We start from the raw sequence: 25,863 nt of genomic DNA on the forward strand, positions 1-25,863 counted from the left end.
AAGCCCCAACGAAACAAAGGACGCCGCAAACCGCGGCGTCCTTGTCTGTCGTGAGTAGGCTTGATGGGTTTGATGGACCGAATCTCTGAAGTGCCCCTCAAGACGAGACTCTGCTGCGGCAGGCTGCAAAAATGTCGAGGGCCGGGTCATAGACCGCAGTCTTCACCTGCATCAGGCCGAGCACACTGTGGAAGAGGTTGTCGTGCGAATGGGGCAAATCCGCCTTGGATGTGAGGCACGGTTTGTCGATGCCGGTCGACTGTCGAAGGTCGGGTGACGTCCAGAGAACAAGCGGAACATGGGTCTGTTCGGCTGGCGCAAACATATATGGCGCGCCGTGCAGATAGAGACCGTTTTCGCCCAGCGACTCGCCATGGTCAGACATGTAGATCATCGCCGTATCCAGCGTTTTGGCATGGGCGCTCAGCTTGTCGATTACCTCGGAGAGAATATGGTCGGTGTAGAGCAGGGCGTTGTCATAGGCGTTCCTGATGGTATCCGGCGTACAGGCATCAAAGTCTGCCGAGCGGCAATCCGGCACGAATTTGCGGAACTCGTCGGGATAGCGGAGATAATAGGCGGGGCCGTGATTGCCGAGCTGGTGGAGGACCAGAACGGCGTCGCCATCCACCTTGTCCAGCCAGGCATCGAGGCCGTCGACCAGGATTTGGTCCAGACACTCACCGCCATGGCAGAAACGCGGATCGTTCGATTTGAAGAAATCGGTCTTCTGGATTCGATCGGCGACATGTTTGTCGCCGGTGTTGTTGTCCCACCATTCGGTCTTGATGCCGGCATGGGTGAGGACATCCATCAGGTCCTCTGTCGCCAAGGCTTTTGCGTGCGAGTAGTCCCGTCGACCATAGACCGAAAACATGCAGGGCACTGAGACAGCCGTCGCCGTTCCGCAGCTAGAAGTGTCGCTGAAATAGGTGATGTCGCGCTTCGAAAGCTGAGGGTTCGTCGGGCGCTCGTAGCCGCCGAGCTGGAAACTCTGCGCCCGCGCCGTTTCGCCAACGACGATGATCGTGACGCGTGGTCGGCGGCCATTGGCCGGCAGAGCATCCAAAACCCTGGCATCGGTACCGATCGGCTGGAGAACAATCGCTTGCTCGCGTGATCGTCCAATCAGGAAGCTGGCCGCGCTTCCGACCGGAAAGATCGGGTTCAGCGTTCGGAACCAGTCACGGTGCTCACGGGTGCTGAAGATGAATGTGCCGCTGTGCGAGAGGCCAGCACCAGCAAATACCAGCAGAGACGGCGCGATGATCATCAGATTGACTATGAGTTTTTTGAGGAGTGGACGGTGCACGACCTCGACCCAGGCGATGAACAGCGAGGGCAGGATACCAAAGAGCCCCATATGAAGGACAAAGGCACCGGTCATCAGGTGGCCGGCCTCGGCCGTGTTGGTCTCGGCCGCGTTGCGGATCATCTCAGTGTCGACGATCACGCCGAAACGATCCATGAACCACGCACTCGCCACGCTGGTGATCACCATGAGGATCAGGGCCGGCTTGATCAGGTATTTGGCTGAGAACGTGACGGTCAGCGCGACAAAGGCGGCCAAAAGACCGACCGCCAGCCCAACAAGCGCGAAGCCTTGCCCCTGGAGGTAGAGGAAGGACTTGCCCCAGAAAGTCCCGTTCATGAAAAACAGCAGATAGACTGCGGTGAGTATGCTCAGCCATTCGCTGCGCAAGCGCGGTCTGAACTTCAAAAGCGTCTTCAACAAGCCCGCTTCCTTTCGTGCATGGATCCTAAGATCCGATGCACTGCCGTGCAAAGCTGACAGACACCTGAACGTTGCTTATGGAGGAATGCGTTCTCGACGGTCAGCCAGATCAGCTTCGAGCCCACCAGTATGCCCAGGCCCCCCTGCCGTAATGATTTCTGCTATGCGCCTCCATTTCGGTCGTTCGGTCTTCATTGCCCTCGCCTGGCAGCGGACATAGCGCGGGAGTGGCGTCACGCCGCATTCCCGACTTTTGGCGTCGACTACGGCAGAGACCATGACGTCGGCGACAAACGCTGCTGGCACAAAGGCACAGTGAAGCCCTTTTCTAGTCACTGGGCGAAAGGCTTCTTCCTACTCAAACATCCTCGTTCCGAACGTGTCGCAGAAGGTACATCCCATAGAGAAAGTTTGGCAGGACGAGCAGTACAGGCAGCAGGAAGGCCCATCTGTCGACTTCGCCGCTCGACGCGGCACCGCTTGCCTCGCTGCTGGCAGAGATCGCGAATGTGCCGAAGTCCCACAGCGCATGATAGATGATCGCCGGCCAGATCGAGCCGGTGCGAACGAGAATGGCGATGAAGGCGAAGCCGCTCAAGGTCGCGGTAAAGGCCTGCAGCAAGGCGTTCAGGAATTCGCCCGTCGTCAATGCGTTGAGGATGTGGACGGAGCCGAACAGGATCGATGTCCATATCATCGCGGGCCAGATCTTCACCCGGGTCCGCAGAGCCTCAAACAGCACACCACGGAACATTGTCTCCTCTGACAGGCCGACGAATGCGGTGCTGAGAAAGATCAGAAGCATCAGGCTCAACGGTGGCAAGCCGAGGAGGCCTGCCATGCTGAGGAACGCAATGACGTAAAGTGCCGGGAACCACATGATCCGAAGCGAGCTCATCGGGTCGGGTGCCCCGAATTTCATATCGCGCCAACCCGCCGTGATGATGACGAGGACGAGGAAGAGAAAGGCCGCGATAACGTTCCACAGTGGTCCCTTGGAAAGGCCTTCAATCAAGGACTGCTTTTGCCCGCCGCTCAGCCAGATCCCGCCGCCAATGGTGATCGCGGCCCAGAGCACGTAGACGATGAGGCTGAGAGGGAGACGGGCCTTCCCGTGTGCAAAATTCATTTGAACCTACCTTTGTTCACTTGCCTTTGCCGTGGCGATACTCGGCAGTATTGCGCCTCTTCCCGGCATCTCATCAGGTCCGTTTCCACATCGGCGGCACCATGTTTTTGCGCTTCACGGCCATGAGTAGGACCAAAAGGCCCGTCGCAGTACAGATAACAAGCGCGACAAGGCTCGCTTCCATCCCGAATTTTCCGCCGGTCAAAAGCTGCGGCCCTTCGATCACGGCCTTGAACAGGCCTGGCTGTTCGAAGGCGCCTGACACCGAGCCGGAGAAGATGCCGCCCTGGGTGAAGTTCCACGCGATGTGGGCACCGATGCTCAACCAAAGCCTTCGCGTGACCAGATAAAGAGCGGCAAGCAGCAGGCCCGCCTCGATGGTGATGGCGAGCGCGCCGATGATGTTGCCGTCCGGGTTACCAAGATGCACCAGGCCGAAGATCAGCGCCGAGGCAACCAGCGCAATCCAGCTTCCCGCAAGCGCTTCGACATTGCGAAAGATCGTGCCCCGGTGCAGCAGTTCCTCGAAGACACCCGAACTCAATGCCATCGCCACGGACGGAAGCATGAGCGAAGCGGGATTGATGCCGTCGATGCTGTAGACCCCGAGAAGGACCAGGATCACGACACACAGTGTGTATAGGCCGGCGCCAGCGAACAGGCCGAGGCCCAGTTCGCGGCCCATCGCCGGCAGGGCCAGTTCGTCCACGGGGCGCCTTTCCACGAAACGGACGAAGCCCACATAGACGGCAATGGCCAGCGCCGCCATGAGGGCCGCGCTGGCAATCGCCAGCAGAGGCCGATCGGCAAATTGGACGCTCCAGAACCCATTGCTGATGCCCATCAAGAGGAATAGCAGTGGGGCGAGCACAAGGAGGCGTGTCAGCGGAAACTGCAGGATGCGCAGCCAGAGTGGCGGCGCACCCTTTGTTGCATCCCATAAATCCCTCGTCTGTTCCTGACGGGCCAAAGTGCCTGACCTCACTTCGCTGCCTTTGCCCAGTCGGGGATGTGCCACTCGATGCTGATGCTTTCCGCGCAATCGTTCGACAGCTTGCGCCCGGGTTGGTTGATGAAGGCCACGCCCATGTCGGCCACGCAGGACTGGTAGATTAGGGCGCCATGGCCGGCCTCGGGGATCATGAAGACCTGAGCATTGCTCAGCTCCTCGGTCGCGATCTCGGCCCAGCTCGCCGGCGTCTGGCTGTCATAGAGGCTGCCGATCGACAGGGTCGGAATGTCGCTCTTGACCGGGACCTGCCAGTTGTCGCGCTGAACCTGCTTGAAGGGAATGCAGGAACCGAAGACGAAGCGGGCCGCTTCATCGGCGTCATCCCCTATATAGGGGTATTTCTGGGCAGCGGTGAAGGCTTGGTAGCCCTCGAAACTGTTAAACGGCAGGTCCTCCTGGCAGGCGTAGTTGAAGAGATAGAGGTCGCCGAAGAAACCTTCCTCTGATCTTGCGACGTCCCGCTGGATGATGGCGAAGTAGCCGGCGAGTTCGGCCTCGCTCATGCTGTCAATCAGAGCGGTCAACCGGGCCGTGGCTTCGCCCGTGGTATGGGTTTTGACGAAGGTGCCGAGGGCTTCCTTTGATGGCGTGATGACCTGCAGTGCGGCGTAATCGGCCACGATGCTGGCACCTTTTGTCGCATCGGTTCCGCGCGCGGCAATCAGCGCTTTCTCGAGCTCGGTGTCGAACAAGATGGCGACGGGGCCATAGTTCTTTTCCGCATCGATCTCGTCGCGCAGTTCTTCGATGACGTTCTGGTTGGAACGGGCGATCCTGGAAGAAATCATGGCATTGTCGGCCAATGTGCCGATCAGGGCGCGTTGCGCCTTGGGCAGTGTCGCGGAAGCCTTGGCAACGTCGTCATCGCCCGGCATCGGCATGATGAAGTCGCGACCGACCAGCAGGTCGACGGTCGGCATCTCCTTACCGCGATGCAATTCGTAGATGAAGGCAGGCAGATAGGGCGTCATCGACAGGTTGCCGTATTTTGCATTGCGCTCCTCGAAAGGGCGGAAGATCGTCTTCGGCTCCACTGGCTTGCCCTGGTGGATGACCTTGCCGGCCTTGGCCGCATGCAGGGTCTCGATGATGATCTTGTCGAGCTCCGGGAAGGTCGCATTGCAGGTCTCATCCGCCTTGCACTGTTCGACCACGTGTTCGATTGGCTCGCTGACCTTGAGCGCGAAGGTGTCGTAGAGCTTTACCCAGGAAGGCGCCACACCGTCTATAATGACCGAGCGGATGCCCTCGGGTGCGACCCGCATGGCTTCCAGAGCCAGCTTCGTGCCGTAGGAAATGCCATACATGTTGTAGCTCTCGTAGCCGAGAGCCTTGATGATTGTCGGGATGTCCCTGGCGTTTTCCGTTGTGTTGTACTTGGAGATGTCGATGCCGGCGGCCTCGATCTCCCGCAGGCAATCGGCAATCGTATTGTTGTTGACGTTCGATCCGTCAATGGCGGTGGTCGTATACTGCTTCTTGGCGATGCTGGCGGCATTGGCTGCCAGAGCGTTGAAGCACTTCACCGAATGACCGGACAGGCCTGCCGAGCGCTGGTCCCAGAACACCACGTCGCGGGTCTTCCGGAAGGGTTCGAAGGTCTGGGCCAGAAGCGGGATCTGCACCATTGCGCTCGCGCCTGGCCCACCCTGCAGATAGACGACCGGATCGGGTTCCGGATAGAGCGAATGCGATTTTAGGATCGCGAAGTCGAGGCTGATTTTCTTTCCGTCCGTCTTGGCATGATCCTCCGGAACCTGGACCCTGCCGCAAAATACTGTCTTACCTTCGATCTCGTCCACCGGGAGCGGGCGGGGGCAGACGATCTGGGTGATCTGCGTGCTTCCAGCCGTACCCGCTTTCAACGTGGCGAACCCGTCCTCGGCGTTGCCGGTGAGGAAGGAGATCAAGGCCAGTATGCCGGTATAGTCCATCGTAAAACCCCTGTTTTACTGCATCTTCGGTCATGAAACGGGTCGCGGCACCTGTGTCCGCGACCTGCCAGCAGGCGTTAGAGGCGGCCGCCCCTCAGGTCGATCAACTCACCGCTGTCACGCATCTTGCAGGTCATGTACTGGCGCCCGACTGCGGCCTCGATCATCCATTCATGCTTGCCCGGCGAGCGCGCCTTGGTGAAGTGGACCTGATGGATGCCGACCGCGAAGTTGCGGGCCACAATCTGGGCGCAACCCTGATAGGCCATGGGTGGCGCCTTGGCAGCGGACGCCTGCTGGCGATGCGCCATCGAGTTCTCGCGCTCCCGATCACCGGCCTGATAGCCTGCGGCATAACCGCTTGTCCGGTTTCCTTCCCAATAGGGGTAACCGTGAACGCCGTCGCGATAGCCGCGCTCGAATTCAGCCGTCTCCTCGCCGCCGCCAGGCTCATAGCCCTCCTCATAATGATGCTTGTTGTGGGCGAGAGCGGCGATGCCGAGAATGGCGATGGCTGCAGCGGCCGCGGCCGCCTTGTCCTTGTCGCTCATGCCGGCCTCAACCGGCTGGAGACCCATCTGAAGAGCGAGGGTCGTGGCAGCCAGCAATGCGATGATGCGTTTCATAGTCCCTCTCCTTTGCACTCGTCTGGTTCATGATCCTGATGTCTGCCGGTCGGCGATCCGCTCACCAAGCTTTCACGCGCCGTTCCGGCGGCACCCATTCCTTGTCGCCCTCCTTGATGTCGAAGGCCTCGTAAAACCCGTCGACATGCTTGAGCGCTGCCGTCGCGCGGTAGAAGCCGGGCGGATGCGCATTGCTCATAAAGACGCTGCGGATGGCCTCGTCCGTCACCTTCATCGCCCAGAACTGGGCCCAGGAGATGAAGCAGCGCTGCTCGGGCGTCAGGCCATCGATCGAGACATTTTCTTCCGGATGCTCCGCCAGGTAATCCTTCAGTGCGTCGAAGGCGAAGTTGATGCCGCCGACATCGGCCATGTTTTCGCCGACGCTCAGCGCACCGTTCAGCTTGAGGCCCGGCAACACCTCGTAGGCACCGGCCTGTTCGATGAGTTTGGCGGCCTCTTTGTCGAAGGCGCTCGCGTCCTCCGGCTTCCACCAGTTGTTGAGATTGCCATCGGCATCGTAGAGCCGGCCCCGGCTGTCGAAGCCATGGGTCATCTCGTGCCCGAGCACAGCACCTATGCGGCAGAAATAGGTGGGCGCATCTTTCGTCGCCTCGAAAGCCGCCGGCTGCAGGATCGCGGCTGGCACCTCAAAGCCGTTGATCTGCATGTCGTAGCCGGCATTGATGATAACGGGCAATGTCGAGGTGGAATCCGCGAAGGCCTCGTGTTCCACCGGCTTGCCGAGTTTCGCATAGGAGCGCGCGGTATCGAAAGCATTGATCCGCATGATGTTGCCGATCAGATCGTCCGCGCGGATGTCGACAGTCGAATAGTCGATCCAGTTTTCCGGATAGCCGATCTTGTAAGAAAGTTTTTCAAGCTTTGTGAGGGCCGCTTTCTTGGTGTCGTCGTTGAGCCAGGTCAGGCGCTTCATGCGGTTTTCGAAAGTCTGGTGAACACGCTCCACCATGTCTGTCGCCTTGACCTTGGTCTCCTCGGAGAAGTGGCGCTCGACATAGAGACGCGAAACGGGATGACCGATGTTGGCCTGCAGGCTCTGTTGGACGAGCTCCTCGCGCGGCGGGAGCCGGTCAATGCCAAAGACGATCCGGTTCCATTCGCGGGCACTGCCATCGAAGCGTGTCCCAAGGAACGGCTTGAAGTGGTTGATGACCCTGACCTTGAGGTAGTCCTTGATGTCGGAGAGTGGCCTGTCCGCCAGCACCCGCGAAAGTGCCGCAAGGTAGCGGGGTTGCGTCTGGACAATCGTTTCCGGCACCGCGACGTTGACGGCTGCAAGGATTTTCGTGAGATCGAGTGCCGGGATCTCGGCCTGAACAGCGTCGAAGGGTTTGGGCTGGTAGCTGTTGTCCGGGTTCATCGATTCGACCGATGTCAGCATTGCGCCATGCAGCTCGCGCTCCAGATCAGCAACTATGTCGACCACGGTCGCCGCTCGGGCAGTTTCGTATCCGGCCTGTTCCAGCACGGTCTTCAGGTTGCCCCTCAGAGCAATATCGAGTGCCGAACCCGCCGGAGCCTCGTAGAGGTTTTCCTGATTGAAGATCAGGGAACCCTTGACGATGAAGAGCACCATCTTCGTCGTGTCAGCCTGATCTGCCGAGGGAACGATGCCGACCAGGGGCACCTCTCCGGCAACCGAAACATAGTGCCCGAGATAGGTCGCGAGATCGTCGAGGCTCGCGATGGCGTCGATCCTGGCCAGTTCAGGCTCGATGGGCGCTATGCCCTTCGCGTCGAGGGCGGCAATATCCATGTAGGAGTTGTAAAAAGCGCCGACCTGCTGCAGCGGACTTCCCTTTGTCGCGGTTGCGGATTTCTCCCCGGCCTCCGCGATCAGGTTCTTCATCTGCGCCGTCAGTCTCAGCCCCATGAAGTCGAAGGTCCCGATGCTGACGCGGTCTGCCGGCCGCTCGACGCGGTCCAGCCAGCCGCCCACCGCATAACGATAGAAATCGGTGCCCGGATCGGCCGACATGTCCATATTGGTCACAGAGAACGATAGCTGGTCCGGGCCGATCTCTGGCACCGGAACCAATTCGGCCGCCTGCGCGGACATGGCGGCAGACAGGCACAGGAGGACGAGAGGCGTCAGGCGTTGCATGAGGATCCTCGTTTTGGTCAATGATGAAAACCTGTCGTGGCCAAGTCCTCCGCTCATGGCGCGGAGATCCGGTGCCGGAGCGAGCCGGCACCGTTAGGAAGCGGGCCTCACAGAGCGCCCTCGTTCGTCATGGACATCACGTTGGCGACCACTCCGCTATTGGAGACGATGCAGTTCCACGGTGCGCGCGTCGGTCCAACGCCAACGGTGACCTGCGAGTTGGCTTCCGAGAAGATCATTTCGATGATCTCGACATCGCCATTGTTCGTGGTGTTGGATACTGCTGCCAGACAGGCGCTACGGGCAGCCGGCGGCACGCTCTCGTCCATCAACCTCGGAGTGGCGGCAGCCGTTGGCGGCAGTTGCGATGTTCCGTCCGAGGTGCAGCCCGCAAGCAGCCCCAAAGCGATGCAGATCGTTCCTAAAGTCGTGATGAACCTGATCATGCGTCTCCCCTCCTGTTTTACTTCATCAGGGCCTGATCGGGCTCAGTTGCTCGCCTCGACCAGGAACCGTCCAGCCGCCCAGCCGGCATTGCTGCCATCAGGCCGGGAAACCCGGCACCAGCGTGTTTGTCCGGTCATGCGGCAGCCGCCATTGCGCAGGATCTCGCCATTGACCACGCGCGTCACGATCGGGCTCTGGGCACTCGGGCGGGTACGGATGTTCAGGGCATCGCCACGCGAAATGCCGGCCACCTGGAAGAAGTCCGGGCCGCCGGACAGGCCGTCGGCGAAATCGGGTGCGGGCGGCGCAATCGGCCTGCCGCCAGTGACCTCGATCCGCAGCGTGAAGCGCGCCTGCTCATTGCGGCGCGCGGCATTGCGCATTAGGTAGACCTGCACGACATAGTCGCCGCTACCGGGAACGATGATGTCGGCAAAATCGCCCGAGATTGAGCCGTTGAACAGGGCCTCGCCACCGCCGGGGCCGAGAATGTTGAAGTAGTTGCTGCTGTTCGAGCTATCCATGGTGACGGCGAGCCTCTGGCCGCCACGGACATTGATGCGGTAATTGGCGCCTTCGTAGCCCCGGACCGTCCCGCGGATGACCGTTGAGCTCTGGCCCCGGCCGAATTCGACCCGGGCGCTGCGTTCCTGCGCGAGTGCCGCTTGCTGCCCGAAATCTGCAATGACGACAAGCGCCATCGCGACCACTACACCCACGAACGCACGCCACATACGCATCCGACATCTCCCGTTGGGAAGGCTTCAAGAGATCGAATTGCAACCTCTCGATGTCCCGAGACTGACATGCCTAAAGCCTGCGAACCAGTGAATTATATTCGTCCAATGTGAGAGGGTTTCATGGTTGCACCAGTTTCAAACGGTTGTCCGTCGCGCGGCGCTCCGATCTGCCGAGCTCCTGCTTGAACCACCGCAGCAAGGCGTCGAGAGCAGGTTCAGTTCTGCGGCTTTCCTTGATGCACAGGTGATAATCCTCGTGGGTGGGAAGCAGTGCTTCGTCCAGAAGCACCATTCTTCCCGTTTCTATGTCGGGCTGTGCGAGAAAGTCTGGTACGAGCGCCGCACCGAGGTTCTGGCGAACCATGTCGAGCGCGATTACATAGTGGGATGCGAACAGCCAGCGGCAGGTGAGGGGAAGGAGATCCGCCCGGCCGCTGTGTCGCGCATAGGTCTGCCAGTCCGAGCCGATCTTTCCAGGCTGCAGTTCGGTGGTAATGTAATCGAAGCTCTTGTTTCGCGCTGCAACTGTTGACGACACGACTGCAACCAGATTCTCCGGCCAGAGCAGTTGCGCGTAATAGCCGCGATCCTTGGGGAGCGTCGTCACGAACGCATCACCCGTTGCATCCGTGAGTTCCGGATCCTGCGCATACATGATGATCTGCAGATCGATATCCGGATGGGCCGCATAGAAGGAATGCAGCCGCGGTACCAGCCAGGCCTGGGCGAAACTGCTGCAAATCGCGAGCCGCACCCGATCGCGTGTGCCGCCGATCGCTACGGCCAAGGATCGGTCGATCTCGGCAAAGGCCGGCTGCAGCCGTCGCGCAAGGTCCCGGCCAGCGTCTGTCAATGCGATGCCGCGACCACTTTTCTGGATCAGTCGTTCTCCGACGATCTCTCCGAGCAGCCGCAACTGATGGCTGACGGCACTTTGCGTGACCCCCAGTTCGTCCGCCGCCGCCGCCACGGACAGATGGCGGGATACCGTTTCAAACGTGTGCAAGGCCCTGAGATTATGCCTGAAATCCATCGCGTAATCCTTGATGCGGCAATGCGCTCGATATCGGGCGCCTGCACCCCGGCACAAGCGAGAGTGGGTGCGCCTGAAACTAACGTTTCATGAGGATTATTTAAAATTCAAGAGAGAAACTCATTGGACACCCGCGGTCGGCCCTGAAATGGTCTCTCACGTCGAAATTGTGAACGAGAGATCGACCATGACGAAGACAGACGATGACAAGCGTCTTTTTGTGAAGGGCATTTCGGCGGTCGCGCTTCTAGGCAGTCCGGTCGCACTCTTGGCCGGGGAGGTGATGAAGGAGGTCGCGGCCTTGAAGCCCGGCGAATTCACCTGGCATCCCGAACGACAGCGGACCGGGCCGGTGGCGATCGTCGTCTCGCTGCCGGAGCAGCGCGTGCATGTCTATCGCAACGGTATCCGCATAGCGGTCGCCACCTGTTCCACCGGAAAGCCGGGGCATGAGACGCCGACCGGCGTTTTCGTCGTGCTGCAGAAGGACAAGCACCACAAGTCCAGCACCTATGACGACGCGCCAATGCCAAACATGAGCCGGCTGACGTGGTCTGGCATCGCGCTTCATGCCGGCAATCTGCCGGGATATCCGGCCTCACATGGCTGCGTGCGCCTGCCTATGGCCTTTTCCGAACGTCTCTTCGACATCACCCATCTCGGCACACCCGTCATCATTTCGGGCGCTGCCGCAGATCCGCAGGAACTCACCCATCCGGGCATGGTGCTCGGTGCCTACGCCGCCCGGGAATTCGGCGATGCCGTGGCGGCGCTGCACGGCAAACAGCGGCCGAACGACTGGACGGACCTGAAGAAGCAGCCCGTGGTTTCGGTCATCATGTCGACCTTCGATGGGCGGGCCTTGCTGGTCGAAAACTCTGAAATCCGCGCCGAGGGAAGGATCACCGTGAGCGGCAGGGACAAATTCAGCAGCCATGTATTCCTGCTTGACGACCTCGATGACGCCGTCCTGGGCATGCGCTGGATTGCGTTTGCCAATCCGAACGAGGACGAGGCTGTTGTCAGCACGACCGCAAACCTTCTCTCCCGGATATCCGCCGACCCGCCTTTCGTGTCGGCCATGCAAAGGGTTCTGCACCCCGGCGCAGTCCTCATTCTGACGGACGCTCCGCTTGCTCCAGACAGCCGGACGGGCACGGATTTCGTGATCATGAGTTGATTGGGTCGCTTCAAGAAGGCGGGTCGTCTTGACGGCTGTTCGCCAAACATATCCTGCTTAAGCTCGCGATCGGTTTGGCGACCTATTCGGCAGTGAAGACCTCCGGCGAATCATATCTCAAGCAGCGAGCCTGGGCCTTTGCCCGCGCTTGTCCTCCATGGCCCCAAGCAAGTGGGGCGCCAAGTGTCTGCTTTTCGGAAGAAGTGGCTGGAACTGGATGTCCGGAAACGGCCCCATAAGGTACATCGCTTGGCGGTCCCCAGCCGATTTTGCGAGACCCGTCTAAGCACTTCAGATAACCTAAGACCAGCAGCCAGGATTGCTCAAGTTGTTGAGAAGGCGTCGCTTTTTTCTGTGAAAAACAGTCGCTGATTTTGAGCGGAAAAGCGACCTAAAATGGCCCGCCTGGAGAGCCTGGATTCTCACATGATTTCAAAGACTTGTAAAAAATGCCTTTGAATTCCCTATATTTTTGCGCCGCGAGCGACCGTGGATGCCATCTCTGTCCCCTGGCTTTGGGCTGACGTCAACATGGCGGAGAGCGGCAATAATTTCCGCTCGGGGGCGTAAAGCTGGAGACGAGGTGAGCATTTTCGCGTGGCAGCTTTGCGCCTTCATGTCGGCCATTCAAGCCGAAACGCCGAATAGTGGAAAGCTGCTGGTCTGTTTGCGTAACTCCGATGTCCGTGATGGGGGGCCTGCCTGTCCGTTAATGGTTCCACTGCTTGAAAAGCGGACATAGGCAGATGGGCGAAAGAGGGCTGCCGGCGGACAGGCAGAAAATCGCCCTATCAGCCATGATCCTTGGCCGAGCTTAACGGTGGTACCGGGACGCTTTACCTGGTGGTTCAATGGCTCGGTAACCGAATGTCGTGCTTGCAAATGTCTCAAGGGCGAAAGGCCCGTGGTGGGTCGCCAAACGGTCAGGCGGCGTTCGCCGCACCTGTGCTTACTCGTTGGTGAAGTTCGCATCGAAGATGGACTTGACCCAGTCATATTGCGTGCTGATCCGGCCGAAACCGCCGGTCGAACCATAAACCGCATCGTCGCCCCAGGCGTTGACCCCGACAATAGCCCAACCCTCGTCGGTCTCGATCCAGAGCGAGCCGCCGCTGTCACCCGAGCCCAGCACGCCTTCATATTCATCAACCGGTAGGGAATTGCCGTCCTCGAAGACATTGGTGGAGCCATCCTCGCTGTCGAAATCGACCAGCAGCTGATTGCCGCCTTTGCCGTCGGGGGCGGGGTCCTCGACCACGTCGATGATGTTGCGCGCCGCAGCGGCATCTTCGCTATTGTAATATTTGTCATCCTGGCCGACCGAGCCGATGCCCCTCGAGCCAAAGCCGACCATGGTGGCGCGTTGTCCCAGTTCATCGTCCCCTCCATAAAGGAGCGGCGGCCTATCGCAATCCTCTACCGGTCCGTTCAATTTCACGATGGCCAAGTCATAGCCCGGCGTTTCGTCGCTATTGGCGTCGTAATTGGGATGGAGATGCACCGACTTGCCGGTAAATTCGGCACCAGCGCGGGTGTAGTAGGTCCAGGTGTTGGGGTCGTCGCCGTCGCCGAAGTTATGCGCCGCAGTCAATACATAAGCATTGCCGTCCTGATCGTTGCCGATCCAGGTGCCGGAGGCGCCAATCTGCTCGCCGTCGAAAAAGCTCATAATGGCGCAAAATTGCGGCTCCATGGCCAGCGCCTTGGCGGCGCCGAATCCGTCGCCTTCCGCACCATCCGCCCCGCCCTGATCGGCCCAGGTGCTGTCGAGAATGATCACCGCATGGGCTGGACCAGCCGCAGCCAAACTGAGCAGCGCCGTGCCCAGCAGCGCCGATACGATCCTCGATTTCATGCCTCTCCCCTTGGGTGTCTCACTGGGCATTTGTGCAATGTTGCGCTCTGGTTGGTATTCAGAATGCAGGGTGTCGTGGTGATGCCAGCTTCGCGCGAGACAAAGCCGTGCGCCTCGAACAGCGGTACGTTGGGTGAAGGGGGACGGCTGTTGGAGGCGATGGTCTTGCCCCTTGGCCCACAGCCAATAGTCGCAATACACCGTGGGCAATACCATCGATTAGTCTCTGTTGTTTCGGCCCAAACGCCGAGGGTTTCCCCCCGTTTCATCCTATTACCAGCGCAATTAATTGAACGACAGCTTTCGATTTAGCGAATTGCAAAAGCGAATGACGGCAATGGTGGATGCTTTCGTACGCCTGACGGCACCCGAAACCCTCCACCATCTCGGTCGTAGAAACTTCGCGGCAGGCACCTGAAATCAGACGCGGCTCGCGCAAGTGGCTCGTAGCCTTTCCGCCACTTGCAGACAGTGAGATCTCTGCAAAACAGTTCGTCGTTATGAACCGCATGGCCGGCGCTGCCGCGGGCTATGCAATCATGACCCTATCGATCTGGACGGATTTCGATGAATGCGTGGGACCTATCGCGCTGCGGGTTCTATTTCGTCCCGCACTCTTCGCTTCGTAAAGAAGCTTGTCCGCTCGTTTATACAAGGTCGTCAAGGCATCGTCGTTAGAGATAGGTGTGATGCCCATGCTCGTTGTCACGGGCCCTGCGAGACCCAGAACCGCATTGGCGACGGTGGCTGGGATTGCTTGGCGGCTAAACTCGGCCTGTGCATCCACGTCCTGACCTCGAATGAGAAGGATGACCGTCTGCTCGGGCGTGGATTTTCGTCGTGAAACCGCCAATTTGTCAACAGGGCCTAGCAACCGCAACGTTGCGGCTCGATGATCTTGTGCCTGGAACGTCTGTTGGCTAATGCGTCAGGCAAAGCTCTGCGGCATGCCAGTATCTCCGCTACGACACCAGTACAGTAGGACGCAGCAACGATGGTGGCTTCGGTTTTAAGTCGGTCAGTTTTGATCACTGGGGCGAGGGCACCGGTGGCATTGCACCTCGCGCGGCTCTTCCACGGCGCAGGTTGGCGCGTGCTGCTTGCCGACACGCCAGCCAAACCGATTTCAGCCACCAGCCGTGCCTGCGATGGCTATTTTCGTTTGCCGCCGCCGCGTTTTGAACCGAAACGCTATGCCGATGTGGTCGAAGACCTGGTGAAACGGGAAAATGTCTCATTGGTCGTGCCGACCTGCGAGGAGATCTTTTATCTGGCTGCACTCTGGCGCGAACGGGGGATGACGGCACGGCTGTTCGCGCCAGACGCAGATGTCCTTACACGGGCGCACAACAAGTTTGATTTCATCGAAATCTGCAAAAGCCTCAAACTGGCAGCGCCGCATACCGTGCTCCTGCAGAACAGAGCCGACCTTGCCTCTATCCGCTCGATGGCGTCTCAGATGGTTTTCAAACCCGCCTGGTCGCGCTTTGCGAGCCGAGTGCTGCTTCAGCCGAAACCTGAAGAGGTAGACGCTCTTGCGCCAACGCCTCAGGCACCCTGGCTCGCCCAGGAATTCATCGCGGGACAGGAGATCAGTGCCTACGCCATCGCGCAGAATGGCCGTCTGCAGGCGCTTTCGCTCTACAGCTCAATCTACCGTGCCGGCAAGGGCGCGGGCATTTATTTCAAGCCTGTTGAGAACGAGGCGGCCAAGGCTTTCGTGACGGATTTTGCCGCCGGCACCGGTTGGACGGGCCAGCTTTCCTTCGACCTGATCCTCAAGACCGACGGTGCCGTACTGCCGCTTGAATGCAATCCGCGCGCTACAAGCGGGCTGCATTTCTTCTGCGATCCAAAGCCATTCGCACAGGCGATCTGGACAGGCGAAGGCAGCCTGAAACCGGATATATCCAGCCCGCAGACAGTCCGCCTTGCCTTGTGGATCTACGGGCTGCCAGACGCTCTGCGCCGTGGCGATCTCCGCAGCTTTATGCATGACCTCAAAAGCGCGGAGGAGCTTCTCGACTGGCCGCAAGACCCTGAACCAAAACGCGCGCAATGGCGTGCGCTTGGCGAAATCGCGGCGCTCGCCCTTCGCCACCGCATTTCCCTTCAACGCGCCTCCACCCGCGATATCGAATGGGACGGGCCGGATCAGAGTTCGAAAGAGAAACTCTCCGGCTGATTGGCAGCAGGCGGCGCTGCACCGTCCATGATCGCCTCGATGCTTCGACGCAGGAAATCAAGCGGTCCGATGATCGCCGATGCCTGCGGGCAGTAAGCCGCATTCCGGCTTGCCGATGCCAGTACCCGCCGGTCCTGTTCCAGGGCAATGCGGAACATGGGCCGGAAAGCCAGAGACTTCAGGTGATCAAGCAGACCGCCCTGCGGCCCGATCAGGCAACCGATCCCATCCACCTGGCTCTCCGCCGCCTGACGGAGATGGAATGTCGTCGCAAGTACCAGGCCCTTCGGCCCCCAGTATTCCAGTTCGGCAATACCGGGATAGCGGAAACGCCCAATCGTCCTCACCCGCTCACCCTCCAGCAAACGGCTGATCAGGCCGTTTTGCCGTTCTTCGCCGGTATAACACGCCTCGACCCAGCCGGGACCGCCGGTGACATCGACACGCACGCGCTGCCGCTCGCTGCTCAATCCGCGCAGAAGGCCCTTGTGGGTGAAATGGGTGTGTGTTGCATCGAGAATGTTCTCGGCGGCATCGACCAGCGTCGAGCGCGTGCTGCTGCTCACAAGCTTGACGATGATCTTCTGCCCCTCGGCGCAGTGCAGATAGGGCTCGTCCTTGGGCGCGCCGCTTGCCACGAACACCACACCCTCCTTCACGAATGTCGTCAATCGTGGCACGCGATAGCCGGGCACGGCACCCGTATGACCGGGAATGGCCGTGCAGCCACCCGCCGCGTTGAATCGCCAGCCGTGATACGGGCATTCGATCTCGCCATTTTCAACTTTGCCCTTCGAGAGTTCCACATGCCGGTGGGGGCAGCGATCATGCAAAGCGGCAATCGTCTCGCCGCTGCGAAACAGCACCACAGGCACGCCCGCCAGCAATATGCGCCGCGGCCGCTTGCCAATCTCAGAGGCAATGGCAACTGCCTGCCAGGTGTCGGGAGACATGCTCACAGGTCAAAACCCTCCAGAAGCGGAATGCCGATACGCCGCAGCAACGTCTCCATGACCCGCACCGCCAGGCGTTGGCGTGCCGGAAGATGCGCGACATAGACGGCATTGTATTCGATGACGGGTGCTGCACCGCGCAGGCTTTTGAAACGGCCAGCCCCGGCACTCATGTTGAAAAACAGCCCACGTTCGGCAGCCATCATCTGACCCGTCGCCATGACCAGCCGATAAAGTCCATCCTTCAGCGGCAGGCTCGTATCATAGCCGACGATCGGTTGCGTCAGCGTGCGACCATTGGCGAAAAAGCCGGACACCGCCGCAAGCCTGCCCGCGCCGTCTCGGAAGCCTACGAGGTCAAACAGGCCGCGCCTGTGCATCTCCCTGATGTAAAGCGCGGTATATTGCGGATTGAGCGGGGTATATTTTTCCAGATACAGCAGCGCGTAAAGCTCGGCTGCACGCTCGTAATCCGCTTCGGTAAAGCTTTCTCCGGCAGCAAACCGGTAGGCTGTCCGACTGATGAGCTTGCGGTCATACCCTTGGTTCTGCGTCTTGCGTCCGTCATTGCCGGAAAACAGATAGATCCGCCGCGCCGCGATCATGCGAAATCCCGCCGCCCTCAGATGACGGATCGAAGACCCGTCAGCCATTTCGTTCAATGAGCGGATGATAATCGCCCGATTGGGATATCGCTCGCACAACTCTGCCACCAGCCCGGAGGCCCCCGAGGCGCTGATGGCCGGCACCGGATTGGTGGACAGCAGCCAGTTGTTGACCTGCACCTGCTGATCGAGCCCACTGGCCCTCAAAAGCGGGCCGCAGGCACGGATCAGGCCAGATGCAGCCCAACGCAAGAGGGGAGCGCTGGCAAAATTGCGTGTCTCGTCGAGGGCATAGTCGATATAGGCGCTGCTTGGGCAACAGATATAGCAGGTCGGAGCATCGCGTTGCTCGTTGAGGGTAATCGGAAAATGACGCCCTTCCACGTCGATTGCATCAACCTTTGTCGAGAGGTTGCCAATGAGGTCCGGGACGGGATAGGCGTTGAAAAGCGCCACGAAACGACGAACCGCCTCCGGCTCATTGGACACCGCGCTACCCGCTCCAGAAAGTGTCATCATCGTGCATCCTCAGGCGGAAGCCGATTTTCCACCCGTCGAAGCTTCCGGTGAGGCTCAAATTCCATCGCCTGCTGTCGAAGGATAAGTGTCGGGGACAGCCCGCGCCGCGAAAACACATCGGCGAGTGCATCCCGGGCCGCCTTTGCACCATGGGCGGCAAGTTTCGGCTCCAGCACAAGCGCAATTTGCTCGGCCCCCTCCCGCAGGATGCGAAAATCGGTGATCGAGCGATCGGCCTCAAGCACGGCATTGCGCATCACATCAGGCGTCACCAGAAGCCGCATGCCATCCGCGCGGCAAAAAACAAAGGCGTCATCCAGCCGACCGACGATCTCGTCGACAACCTGGAGCGGCGACCCACAGGCGCAGGGGCGGTCGGACAGGCGCAGAAGGTCGTTCATGCGGTACCGTGCCATGATCTGGAACCGGCGCCGGAAGCAGGTGACACGGGGCGAAACCAGCCCGCCCTCCACCGCCTCGAATTCGAAGAAATTGGCGTCTTCTGCAAGATGCAGGGCCCCATGCGAGCAGGAGACAGCGAAAAGCCCTTCCGTCGCCATGTAGATCTGCCCCAGCCTCGTGCCGAAGTGGGTCTCGATGATCGTGCGGTCGAAGGGATCCAGCGTTTCGCCACCGGCAAAGATGCGTCTGGGCTGCAGCCTTTCGGCGTGCTCGGCAAGATGGCGCAAAACCCGAGGCGGCGCGACGATGGTGGTGGGTGCAAACCGCTCCAGATCGTCAAGCCAGGCTTCGATACCCCGGTTGAGATCGAAAAACATCAGTCGCAGCAAGCGGGAGCGATTGGCACCGTCATAAAGCGCGGAGTTCTGTGGCAGCATGACAGCAACCCTCTCGAGATCAAGGAGGAACCGCGGTACGGCTTTTGAGAGAATGGTGCCCAGCCAGCGGTCTTTGTCGCAGGCGTCAACAGCATAAAGCGCACGATTGCCACTCGTGCCGGTGCTTGCGCCAAGACTGACCTTCCCGATCTGGCCGGTGGTCTCAAAAGCGCGCCATCCGTCCTCGGCGCTGATCCGCCCTCGATTGAAGGCGGCAAAATCTGCCATGACCACGGACTTGTCGATGATGGGCAGCATCTCCAGCCGACGTGCTGCACCCTCGTAGAAATCGACAGCGGGCAGGCTGTGGTCGAGCCAGCGCTGAAGCGCCGAGGACTGCCAGCGCTTGAACGCGACACGCGAGCGCCCGGCCCGCGAGGTCCAGAGAGTTTGCGCAAAGGCGGAGGCAATGCGAAGGCGGGAGCTCACGGCATGCCCTCACCCAGATCATGTGGGCTGACCGCAGGGTCGTGACACAAAAGCACCTCACCGCTCGCCTCCTGAAAGGCAAGGACGCGACGGGTGCTCTCGACAAGGGCCAAGGGATCGTCAGCCACGAGGCTTGCGGGAAAGCCCGGACGCCGCTCCGGCACCAATGCATCCCCGCACCATTGTGCATCGACCGCATAGAGAAGCGGCCGCGGCATGGCGCTAAAGCACAGACCGAAATGGCCGGCGGCATGCCCCGGAAGATCGATGGCAAGCACGCTGCCGTCACCGAAAAGGTCGCGGCCTTTCCCGAGACCAAGCGGCGCCTCGATCAGGGCCGATCCGTCGACATCGACCGTTCGCGAAAGAAGGCCGGCAGGCAGAAGCTCGGTGAATATGCCGTGGCGCAGATTGGCCCGAACGGGCGCCCGCAGGACGCGTCCCAGCATCTCTCGCTTTGCGATGATCCGCGCATTGGCAAACGCGTCGAGACCCGCGACATGATCGGCATGGAAATGGGTGACGATGACGACCGAGACATCATCGGGCGTAAAGCCGAGCCTTTGCAAAACGGCTGCGGGCTGACCACCCATCACCAGATCCGGACGAAGGATCGCATTATAAAGGCGCAAGCCGAGACTGCGCTTCCCTTCCGTCACCCGCGGCCCATAACCTGTATCGATCAGCACAAGCCCCGCTATCGGATGCTCGAAAAGACCATAGCGCACCCTGAGAGCCACAGGCCGCCAGCCTCCGCCGCGAAGATAGAAGCGTTCCGGCGCGCTGACAAAGGCGCTGTTGGCAAACACCGGTTTCATGGCGCGCGCCCCTGGGCAATCGTCATTGCAAGCCCCTCTTCGAATGAGATCCGAGGTCGCCAGCCAAGCATCCGGCGGGCCTTTGAGATATCGAGGCTCTGGCGAAACGCAAACAGACCGAGCGTATAGGGCGTAACCAGCGGCTCGGTTGAGGCCGAACGGGCAAGGCTCACCAGTTCCACCAGGCGAGCAGCCGCCAGCGCCGGATAAAACGGCATGCGTCGCCAGCTGAGCTCGATTGCAAGCCTTGAACAAACACGCTCGACGATGTGACGCACCGGCACCATTTCGCCACTCGAAATGTTGAAGGTCCGCCCCTCGATATCACTGATCGTCAAAGCCGCCTCGATGGCCTGCACAACATCATCAACATGGGTAAGATCGATGGCGGCCGCGCCGGACCGCAGCAGCGGCAGGGGACCATGGCGGGCAGCAGCCGTGATGCGAGGCAGCAGCGTCTGGTCGCCAAGGCCATAGATGCCACGCGGCCGCAGGTTCACCGGGCCGACACTCCCTCGGGCAAGAACCATTGCTTCGGCCTCGGCCTTGGTTCGGGCATAGGCGTTGATCGGAGACGGCAGCAGCGCCGTTTCGGCGACGTCGGTCTTGTCCTTGAGTTCGAAATAAACCGTCGGCGAGGATATGTTGACGAAGCGACGGGCCTTGAGCGCATGAGCCAGATCAAGCACATGGCCCGTGCCCTCGACATTGGCTAGGCGAAAGGCTGCAGGCTTGCCCCAGGATGCCGAAAGTGCTGCACAATGCACCATAGCGTCCACGGTGCCGATCTCATCGACAAGGTGAAGCACGGGTCGGGACATATCCGCGCAAACGGTCGCGAAACCCAGATCCTGGAGATGACGGCAACGGGCCTCATCACGACCGAGCCCGACCGTCTCAAATCCGCGCGCCGCCAGATCCCGGATCAACCGACCGCCCAGAAAACCCGTGGCGCCTGTGACGAGAACACGCATGGGGTTCAAACCTCTATCGCCATGCCGCCGAAGGACACGCCGGCCGATGTACCGAGCATGAGAAGCTTGCATCCCTTGCTGATCCGCCCGTCTGCCCAGGCGATATCGAGCGCAGTCGGAATGGAGGCTGCGATCTGATTGCCAAATCGCGTCGCAATATTGACCACCCGATCAACCGACATACCGGTCTGCTTGATCATGTGCTCCAGCGCTAACGGACTGGCCTGGTGCGGCACCACCAGATCAACATCACCGGCTGTCCATCCGGCAGTGGTGAGAAGCTCGTCGACGAAACGGGAAAAATGGCGATGCGTGATGCGAAACAGCGCCTTGCCATCCATACGGAAGGAGGCATGGGCGGCGAATTCATCCGGCTGCCGATGAAAATCGAAGCGCGTACCGCCCGCACCGATTCCGCAAGCCTCATAGGCTGAAGGATAGGTGCGCATGAGACTTGCACGGATCGAACTGTCGCCCTCCAAAGCCGCTGTCAGGACGATTGCAGCCGCCCCATCACCGAACAATGCCGCAACGCCCGGCTGATCGTGCCAGGGCAGCGCCCGCGAGGCGATATCCGCAGAGAAGACAATGGCGACCCGTGCCCGTCCCATCGCGATACGGTCGGCGGCCAGATCTACAGCGGCCAGGAAGCTGAGACAGCTCGCATTGACATCGAAGGCGGCAGCACGGCCTGCGGCAATACCGAGCCGGTCCATCACCAGCGGGGCGGTTGTCGGCAGGGGCTGATAGGGAACGCCACAAGCGCCGATGACAAGATCAATGTCCTCAGGGCCCATGCCCGCCTTTTGCATCGCAAGGTTTGCAGCGGCGACAGCCATTGCAATCTGATCGTCCTCTGCCTGACACACATGTCGGCTGAACACGCCGCATAGTCGCTCAAGAGAACCCTCTTCTAAGCCCAGTTCCCGATCGAGGTCCGTCGACAAAAGGACCCGGCACGGAACAAAATGTCCCGTCCCGGCTATACGCAACCGACGAATATCGCCGCTCATTCGACCAAGATCCATATTGGAAGCTTTACTTGGTCACATCCGGTTTCGCAAACAAGGCCGGAACTGCATAGGCTTCGGCGAAAGCAGAGTTTGGCTGTCCCGGCTTGATTACAGGAACTGTTGTCAAAATTGGTTCCAAAATCAAGGGAAACGTAATTCAAGACTGCTTTTTTGGCAGGCAAATTGGGCTCGCGGCGGGACATGATCATCGAGCGGATGTGCAATCGTCTCAAGCAGTTTCGTCGCATGCGACCCGATTTGACAAAACCCGAGAATCCTTCTCCGCATTTCTTGCTCGGGCCGCCGCAAAGATTTGGCTGCCTTACTTAGTCAACAGGACCTGGTAATTATCGATCCGTTGGGTGAATGCAGCAGCCCAGCACCCAGTCCGCTCTCGGCCCCTTTGCAGTTATCGTTCTTGGGTCCCCAGCCTTTTTCGCGAGACCCGTGGCAGCACGACGGATGGACTGAAGAACAGCAGCCGTGACTGCTCAAGTTGTTGAGAAGGCGTCGCTTTTTTCTTTGAGAAATAGTCGCTGATTTTCAGCGGAAAACCGACCTAAACTGGCTCGCCTGGGGAGCCTGGATTCTCACATGATTTCAAAGGCTTAAGAAAATGGCCTTTGATTTTTCTCTGTTTTACTGCCGCAAGCGACCATGGACACCATCTTTGTGCCTTGGCGGACAGCCATGACGAAGACACCCTGTATCAGGCCCTGAGGTCACCTCGTGCCGATTTCGGCTTGGGGCTCACCTTTGGGCATCAGTTTTGGGCATCAGGTCGCCGATGACGCCAAAACGGGATCCGGCACGACGGAAAAACATGAGAATCAAGGCTTTTTGGGAGAAATGGCTGGGGAACCTGGATTCGAACCAAGATTAACGGAGTCAGAGTCCGTCGTTCTACCGTTGAACTATTCCCCACCAGGGTATCGCCGCGGCGATCGGTGAGCGGGCTTATAGCCAAAACATCCGGCATTGCAAAGACTGAATTTCAAAAAAAATGACAGCTTTCGCAAAAGAGCGTGACGCGAGGTCGGCGGCCGCCCGTTGAGCGCCATGGCCGGCCGCTCGCAGCCGTGCCCCATGCTCCCGGCGGCCCTTTTGAAAAACCGTTTGGTGCTCCGGGCAGGCGCTGGTATGCTTTGCCCAACGAAACGAATGATGACACCAGCGGCATGCGTCGATCTTGGCGCCTTGCGCGGTGCAGTGGAAAACTTCAGTGACAGACCCCAATCGCGGCGGACAGCCGAACAGCGAGGGGGCGTCGACAGGCAAGCGCAAGGGCGGGTCTCCCCGTCGGCGCGGCAAGGGCAAGAAGACGGGGCCGGTTAAAAACGGTCACGAGGCTTCTGCCTCGGCAGGATCGGCGGGCACGCCGGTCGCCGAGCGACGTTCCGAATCAGTCTTTGCGGATGGTCCCATCCGCAAGCGAAAGCGCCGTCGTCGCGGCAAGGGCGGCGGTCCCGGCGCGGCGGCTGCGACCAGTGCCAATCCCAACGGCAAGATCCATGACCAAGACGCGACGGGCAGCACAGAGACTGTGGCGTCCGCGAACCTGCGGGACAGCGGCCGCGGCGGGCAGGGCATGCAGCCTCAGTCGCGTGCGGCGCGGATCGGAGAGCAGGGCGGGTCGGATCCGGCAAGCCCGCGCCCCGGTCGCAAGCGCAAGCGCAATCGAAACCGCCATGCGGTAGCCCAGAAGCCGGGCCATGTTCGCCCGCTGGCCGGTTCCGAGCCGCCCTCGGCCGCCGCGGCAAAGCCGGGTCGAGCCCAGGCGCATGCTGCATCCAACGCGCATCCGGTTGCCCATGTGCAGCAAAAGACCGTGCCCGCTGTTGAGCGGGGCCGCCCGGCCCAGGACGGCGGACCGGATGACCTCTATGCGGCACTCGATCTTGGCACCAACAATTGCCGCCTGCTGATTGCCCAGCCCACCCGGCCTGGCCAGTTTCGCGTCGTGGATGCCTTTTCCCGCATCGTGCGTCTCGGCGAAGGCCTTGGCTCCACCGGCCGCCTGTCGCAGGACGCCATGGACCGCGCGGTCGATGCCCTGCGCGTCTGCGCCAGCAAGCTGTCCGGCCGTGACATCAGGCGCATGCGGCTGATCGCAACCGAAGCCTGCCGTGCGGCGGAAAACGGTGAGCTCTTCCTGGAGCGGGTCACCGCCGAGACAGGCTTGCAGCTCGAAATCATCAACCGGGAAACCGAGGCACGGCTTGCCGTCTCCGGCTGCTCTTCGCTCGTCGGCCGGGAAGCGCGCTCCGTGGTGCTCTTCGACATCGGCGGCGGCTCCTCGGAGATTGCAGTCATCCGCATCCACGACAACCGCTCCAGCCGGCTTGCCAACCACATCACCCACTGGACATCGCTGCCCGTGGGCGTGGTGACGCTCTCCGAACGGCATGGCGGTCGCGACGTCACGCCTGATATCTTCGAAGGCATGACCCGCGAGGTCGAGGGCATGCTGGCCAAGTTCGAATGCCCCGATATCCCGCGCAGCATGGATGATTTCCACCTGATCGGCACCTCGGGAACGGTGACGACGCTCGCCGGCGTGCATCTCGACCTGCCGCGCTACGATCGCCGCAAGGTCGACGGCCTCTGGCTCTCCGATGCCGAGGTGACGGCGATGCAGGCAAAACTCCTGTCCTGGGATTATGCCGGTCGCGCCGCCAATCCCTGTATTGGCCCTGATCGCGCCGACCTCGTTCTGGCCGGCTGCGCGATCCTCGAAGCGATCCGCCGTCGCTGGCCCTCGAGCCGCATGCGCGTCGCCGACCGCGGCCTTCGCGAAGGCCTGCTCACCGACATGATGGCCGATGACGGCGTTTGGCGCCGCGGCCGCAATCGACGTCCTCCAGTATCCAGGGAGCGCTGACCATGGCGAAACCACCCATCGGCGGCAACCGCACGGGCCGCAAGCTCGGCCAGAAGGTCAAGAAGGGCAAGCTCAAGGCCTCGTCCAGACGCTGGCTCGAGCGGCATATCAATGATCCCTATGTCCAGCGGGCCAAGCTCGAGGGCTATCGCGCCCGTGCCGCCTTCAAGCTGCTGGAGATCGACGAGAAGCATCAGGTGCTGAAGGGCGCCAAGCGCATCATCGACTTAGGTGCGGCCCCCGGAAGCTGGTCGCAGATCGCCGCCAAGGTCACCGATTCCACCGACGACGATATCCGCGTCGCCGCGATCGATTTCCTGGAAATGGCGCAGATTCCGGGCGTGAAGATCCTGCAGCTCGACTTCCTTGATCCGGATGCACCCCGCCAGCTGATCGAGGCCGTCGGTGGCACGCCGAACCTGGTCCTGTCGGACATGGCAGCCCCCACCACCGGCCACCAGAAGACCGACCATATTCGCACCATGCATCTGTGCGAAGTGGCGGCACACTTTGCCGTCGAGGTTCTGGCCGAGGGCGGCCATTTCCTTGCCAAGACCTTCCAGGGCGGCACGGAAAAGGATCTGCTCAACATGTTGAAGCAGAATTTCCGCCAGGTCCTGCATATCAAGCCAGCCTCGTCGCGCCAGGAATCGGTCGAGATGTTCCTGCTCGCCAAGGGCTTCAAGGGCCGCAATGGCCCAGGCGTTGTCGAACTCGACGAGGAAGGTTTCGCCCGCGATCCGCGCGAAGATATGCCCGCCACCGAGGATCTGGATCAGGACTGAGGTCAAGGTGGAAGCGCGGTGTCTTAAGTCTGGGCCAAGCGGA

The 25,863-nt window shown here is 60.5% G+C and carries 21 protein-coding genes and 1 tRNA gene; 4 read left to right on the forward strand and 18 right to left on the reverse strand.

The annotated features are described in order from the left end of the window. Positions 1–97: 97 nt before the first annotated feature. From IP85_RS05825 to IP85_RS05865, 9 genes are all read right to left on the reverse strand, one after another. Positions 98–1,735, reverse strand: a complete 1,638-nt coding sequence (locus IP85_RS05825) for a phosphoethanolamine--lipid A transferase (protein WP_245280807.1) — start codon at positions 1,733–1,735, stop codon at positions 98–100. A gap of 358 nt (positions 1,736–2,093) precedes the next feature. Beyond that, positions 2,094–2,864: a CPBP family intramembrane glutamic endopeptidase gene (locus IP85_RS05830; RefSeq protein WP_054148739.1), complete on the reverse strand. Its 771-nt coding sequence runs from the start codon at positions 2,862–2,864 to the stop codon at positions 2,094–2,096. A 73-nt stretch (positions 2,865–2,937) separates the two neighbouring features. After that, positions 2,938–3,834 (reverse strand): CPBP family intramembrane glutamic endopeptidase, encoded by an 897-nt coding sequence (locus tag IP85_RS05835; RefSeq protein WP_245280808.1) that lies wholly within the window; start codon positions 3,832–3,834, stop codon positions 2,938–2,940. Between the two features lie 11 nt (positions 3,835–3,845). Beyond that, positions 3,846–5,810 (reverse strand): alpha/beta hydrolase, encoded by a 1,965-nt coding sequence (locus IP85_RS05840; protein ID WP_054148740.1) that lies wholly within the window; start codon positions 5,808–5,810, stop codon positions 3,846–3,848. A gap of 77 nt (positions 5,811–5,887) precedes the next feature. Beyond that, positions 5,888–6,436 carry a hypothetical protein gene (locus tag IP85_RS05845; RefSeq protein WP_054148741.1) on the reverse strand — a complete coding sequence of 183 codons (549 nt, stop codon included), beginning with the start codon at positions 6,434–6,436 and terminating at the stop codon, positions 5,888–5,890. 61 nt (positions 6,437–6,497) lie between these two features. Beyond that, complete coding sequence (locus IP85_RS05850) at positions 6,498–8,564, reverse strand: M13 family metallopeptidase (RefSeq protein ID WP_245280809.1); 2,067 nt, start codon at positions 8,562–8,564, stop codon at positions 6,498–6,500. Between the two features lie 107 nt (positions 8,565–8,671). Next, positions 8,672–9,010: a hypothetical protein gene (locus IP85_RS05855; RefSeq protein WP_054148742.1), complete on the reverse strand. Its 339-nt coding sequence runs from the start codon at positions 9,008–9,010 to the stop codon at positions 8,672–8,674. 42 nt (positions 9,011–9,052) lie between these two features. Beyond that, the gene (locus IP85_RS05860) at positions 9,053–9,751 is read right to left on the reverse strand and encodes an SH3 domain-containing protein (RefSeq protein ID WP_245280810.1); all 699 of its coding nucleotides are present in this window, start codon (positions 9,749–9,751) and stop codon (positions 9,053–9,055) included. 118 nt (positions 9,752–9,869) lie between these two features. After that, positions 9,870–10,784: a LysR family transcriptional regulator gene (locus IP85_RS05865; protein WP_054148743.1), complete on the reverse strand. Its 915-nt coding sequence runs from the start codon at positions 10,782–10,784 to the stop codon at positions 9,870–9,872. A 187-nt stretch (positions 10,785–10,971) separates the two neighbouring features. Here IP85_RS05865 and IP85_RS05870 point away from each other — a divergent pair, with 187 nt between their 5' ends. Continuing rightward, positions 10,972–11,964, forward strand: a complete 993-nt coding sequence (locus IP85_RS05870) for a L,D-transpeptidase (RefSeq protein WP_054148744.1) — start codon at positions 10,972–10,974, stop codon at positions 11,962–11,964. A 949-nt stretch (positions 11,965–12,913) separates the two neighbouring features. Here the strand turns inward: IP85_RS05870 and IP85_RS05875 are convergent. Continuing rightward, the gene (locus tag IP85_RS05875; protein WP_082347603.1) at positions 12,914–14,035 is read right to left on the reverse strand and encodes a trypsin-like serine protease; all 1,122 of its coding nucleotides are present in this window, start codon (positions 14,033–14,035) and stop codon (positions 12,914–12,916) included. A 313-nt stretch (positions 14,036–14,348) separates the two neighbouring features. Next, positions 14,349–14,606 carry a diguanylate cyclase gene (locus tag IP85_RS22520; RefSeq protein WP_280949599.1) on the reverse strand — a complete coding sequence of 86 codons (258 nt, stop codon included), beginning with the start codon at positions 14,604–14,606 and terminating at the stop codon, positions 14,349–14,351. A gap of 261 nt (positions 14,607–14,867) precedes the next feature. On the opposite strand from IP85_RS22520, the gene IP85_RS05880 reads away from it, so the two are divergent. Continuing rightward, positions 14,868–16,004, forward strand: a complete 1,137-nt coding sequence (locus tag IP85_RS05880) for an ATP-grasp domain-containing protein (protein ID WP_245280811.1) — start codon at positions 14,868–14,870, stop codon at positions 16,002–16,004. Here the strand turns inward: IP85_RS05880 and IP85_RS05885 are convergent. From IP85_RS05885 to IP85_RS05915, 7 genes are all read right to left on the reverse strand, one after another. Beyond that, entirely contained in the window at positions 15,974–16,957 is a 984-nt protein-coding gene (locus IP85_RS05885) for a Rieske (2Fe-2S) protein (RefSeq protein ID WP_054148747.1), read from the reverse strand. The two genes, IP85_RS05880 and IP85_RS05885, sit on opposite strands and share 31 nt — an antisense overlap. Positions 16,958–16,959: 2 nt before the next feature. Further along, positions 16,960–18,081, reverse strand: coding sequence for a hypothetical protein (locus IP85_RS05890; RefSeq protein WP_054148748.1), 1,122 nt, complete (start codon positions 18,079–18,081; stop codon positions 16,960–16,962). Further along, the gene (locus IP85_RS05895) at positions 18,078–19,349 is read right to left on the reverse strand and encodes an AMP-binding protein (protein ID WP_054148749.1); all 1,272 of its coding nucleotides are present in this window, start codon (positions 19,347–19,349) and stop codon (positions 18,078–18,080) included. Before IP85_RS05895 ends, IP85_RS05890 begins: the two co-directional genes overlap by 4 nt. Beyond that, the gene (locus tag IP85_RS05900) at positions 19,346–20,167 is read right to left on the reverse strand and encodes an MBL fold metallo-hydrolase (protein WP_054148750.1); all 822 of its coding nucleotides are present in this window, start codon (positions 20,165–20,167) and stop codon (positions 19,346–19,348) included. Before IP85_RS05900 ends, IP85_RS05895 begins: the two co-directional genes overlap by 4 nt. After that, the gene (locus tag IP85_RS05905) at positions 20,164–21,141 is read right to left on the reverse strand and encodes an NAD(P)-dependent oxidoreductase (protein WP_054148751.1); all 978 of its coding nucleotides are present in this window, start codon (positions 21,139–21,141) and stop codon (positions 20,164–20,166) included. Before IP85_RS05905 ends, IP85_RS05900 begins: the two co-directional genes overlap by 4 nt. 5 nt (positions 21,142–21,146) lie before the next feature. Then, the gene (locus IP85_RS05910) at positions 21,147–21,980 is read right to left on the reverse strand and encodes a 3-oxoacyl-[acyl-carrier-protein] synthase III C-terminal domain-containing protein (RefSeq protein WP_245280812.1); all 834 of its coding nucleotides are present in this window, start codon (positions 21,978–21,980) and stop codon (positions 21,147–21,149) included. Positions 21,981–23,004: 1,024 nt separating this feature from the next. Beyond that, positions 23,005–23,078: transfer RNA gene (locus IP85_RS05915), tRNA-Gln, on the reverse strand. A gap of 298 nt (positions 23,079–23,376) precedes the next feature. On the opposite strand from IP85_RS05915, the gene IP85_RS05920 reads away from it, so the two are divergent. Both IP85_RS05920 and IP85_RS05925 read left to right on the forward strand, forming a co-directional pair. Further along, positions 23,377–25,035, forward strand: coding sequence for a Ppx/GppA phosphatase family protein (locus IP85_RS05920; protein WP_054148753.1), 1,659 nt, complete (start codon positions 23,377–23,379; stop codon positions 25,033–25,035). A gap of 2 nt (positions 25,036–25,037) precedes the next feature. Next, on the forward strand, positions 25,038–25,820 hold the full coding sequence (locus IP85_RS05925; protein WP_054148754.1) for an RlmE family RNA methyltransferase: 783 nt from the start codon (positions 25,038–25,040) through the stop codon (positions 25,818–25,820). The last annotated feature ends 43 nt before the right edge of the window (positions 25,821–25,863 follow it).

This window comes from Rhizobium sp. AAP116, from assembly GCF_001295785.1.
Lineage (GTDB): Bacteria > Pseudomonadota > Alphaproteobacteria > Rhizobiales > Rhizobiaceae > Allorhizobium.

Bases quoted from the DNA above. Each gene is read 5' to 3' on its own strand.
- IP85_RS05870 (WP_054148744.1), top strand. From the start codon at position 10,972: ATGACGAAGACAGACGATGACAAGCGTCTTTTTGTGAAGGGCATTTCG.
- IP85_RS05840 (WP_054148740.1), bottom strand. From the start codon at position 5,810: ATGGACTATACCGGCATACTGGCCTTGATCTCCTTCCTCACCGGCAAC.
- IP85_RS05885 (WP_054148747.1), bottom strand. From the start codon at position 16,957: ATGTCTCCCGACACCTGGCAGGCAGTTGCCATTGCCTCTGAGATTGGC.
- IP85_RS05830 (WP_054148739.1), bottom strand. From the start codon at position 2,864: ATGAATTTTGCACACGGGAAGGCCCGTCTCCCTCTCAGCCTCATCGTC.
- IP85_RS05860 (WP_245280810.1), bottom strand. From the start codon at position 9,751: ATGCGTATGTGGCGTGCGTTCGTGGGTGTAGTGGTCGCGATGGCGCTT.
- IP85_RS05845 (WP_054148741.1), bottom strand. From the start codon at position 6,436: ATGAAACGCATCATCGCATTGCTGGCTGCCACGACCCTCGCTCTTCAG.
- IP85_RS05855 (WP_054148742.1), bottom strand. From the start codon at position 9,010: ATGATCAGGTTCATCACGACTTTAGGAACGATCTGCATCGCTTTGGGG.
- IP85_RS05865 (WP_054148743.1), bottom strand. From the start codon at position 10,784: ATGGATTTCAGGCATAATCTCAGGGCCTTGCACACGTTTGAAACGGTA.
- IP85_RS05900 (WP_054148750.1), bottom strand. From the start codon at position 20,167: ATGAAACCGGTGTTTGCCAACAGCGCCTTTGTCAGCGCGCCGGAACGC.
- IP85_RS05890 (WP_054148748.1), bottom strand. From the start codon at position 18,081: ATGATGACACTTTCTGGAGCGGGTAGCGCGGTGTCCAATGAGCCGGAG.
- IP85_RS05850 (WP_245280809.1), bottom strand. From the start codon at position 8,564: ATGCAACGCCTGACGCCTCTCGTCCTCCTGTGCCTGTCTGCCGCCATG.
- IP85_RS05910 (WP_245280812.1), bottom strand. From the start codon at position 21,980: ATGGCTGTCGCCGCTGCAAACCTTGCGATGCAAAAGGCGGGCATGGGC.
- IP85_RS05925 (WP_054148754.1), top strand. From the start codon at position 25,038: ATGGCGAAACCACCCATCGGCGGCAACCGCACGGGCCGCAAGCTCGGC.
- IP85_RS05875 (WP_082347603.1), bottom strand. From the start codon at position 14,035: ATGGTATTGCCCACGGTGTATTGCGACTATTGGCTGTGGGCCAAGGGG.
- IP85_RS05905 (WP_054148751.1), bottom strand. From the start codon at position 21,141: ATGCGTGTTCTCGTCACAGGCGCCACGGGTTTTCTGGGCGGTCGGTTG.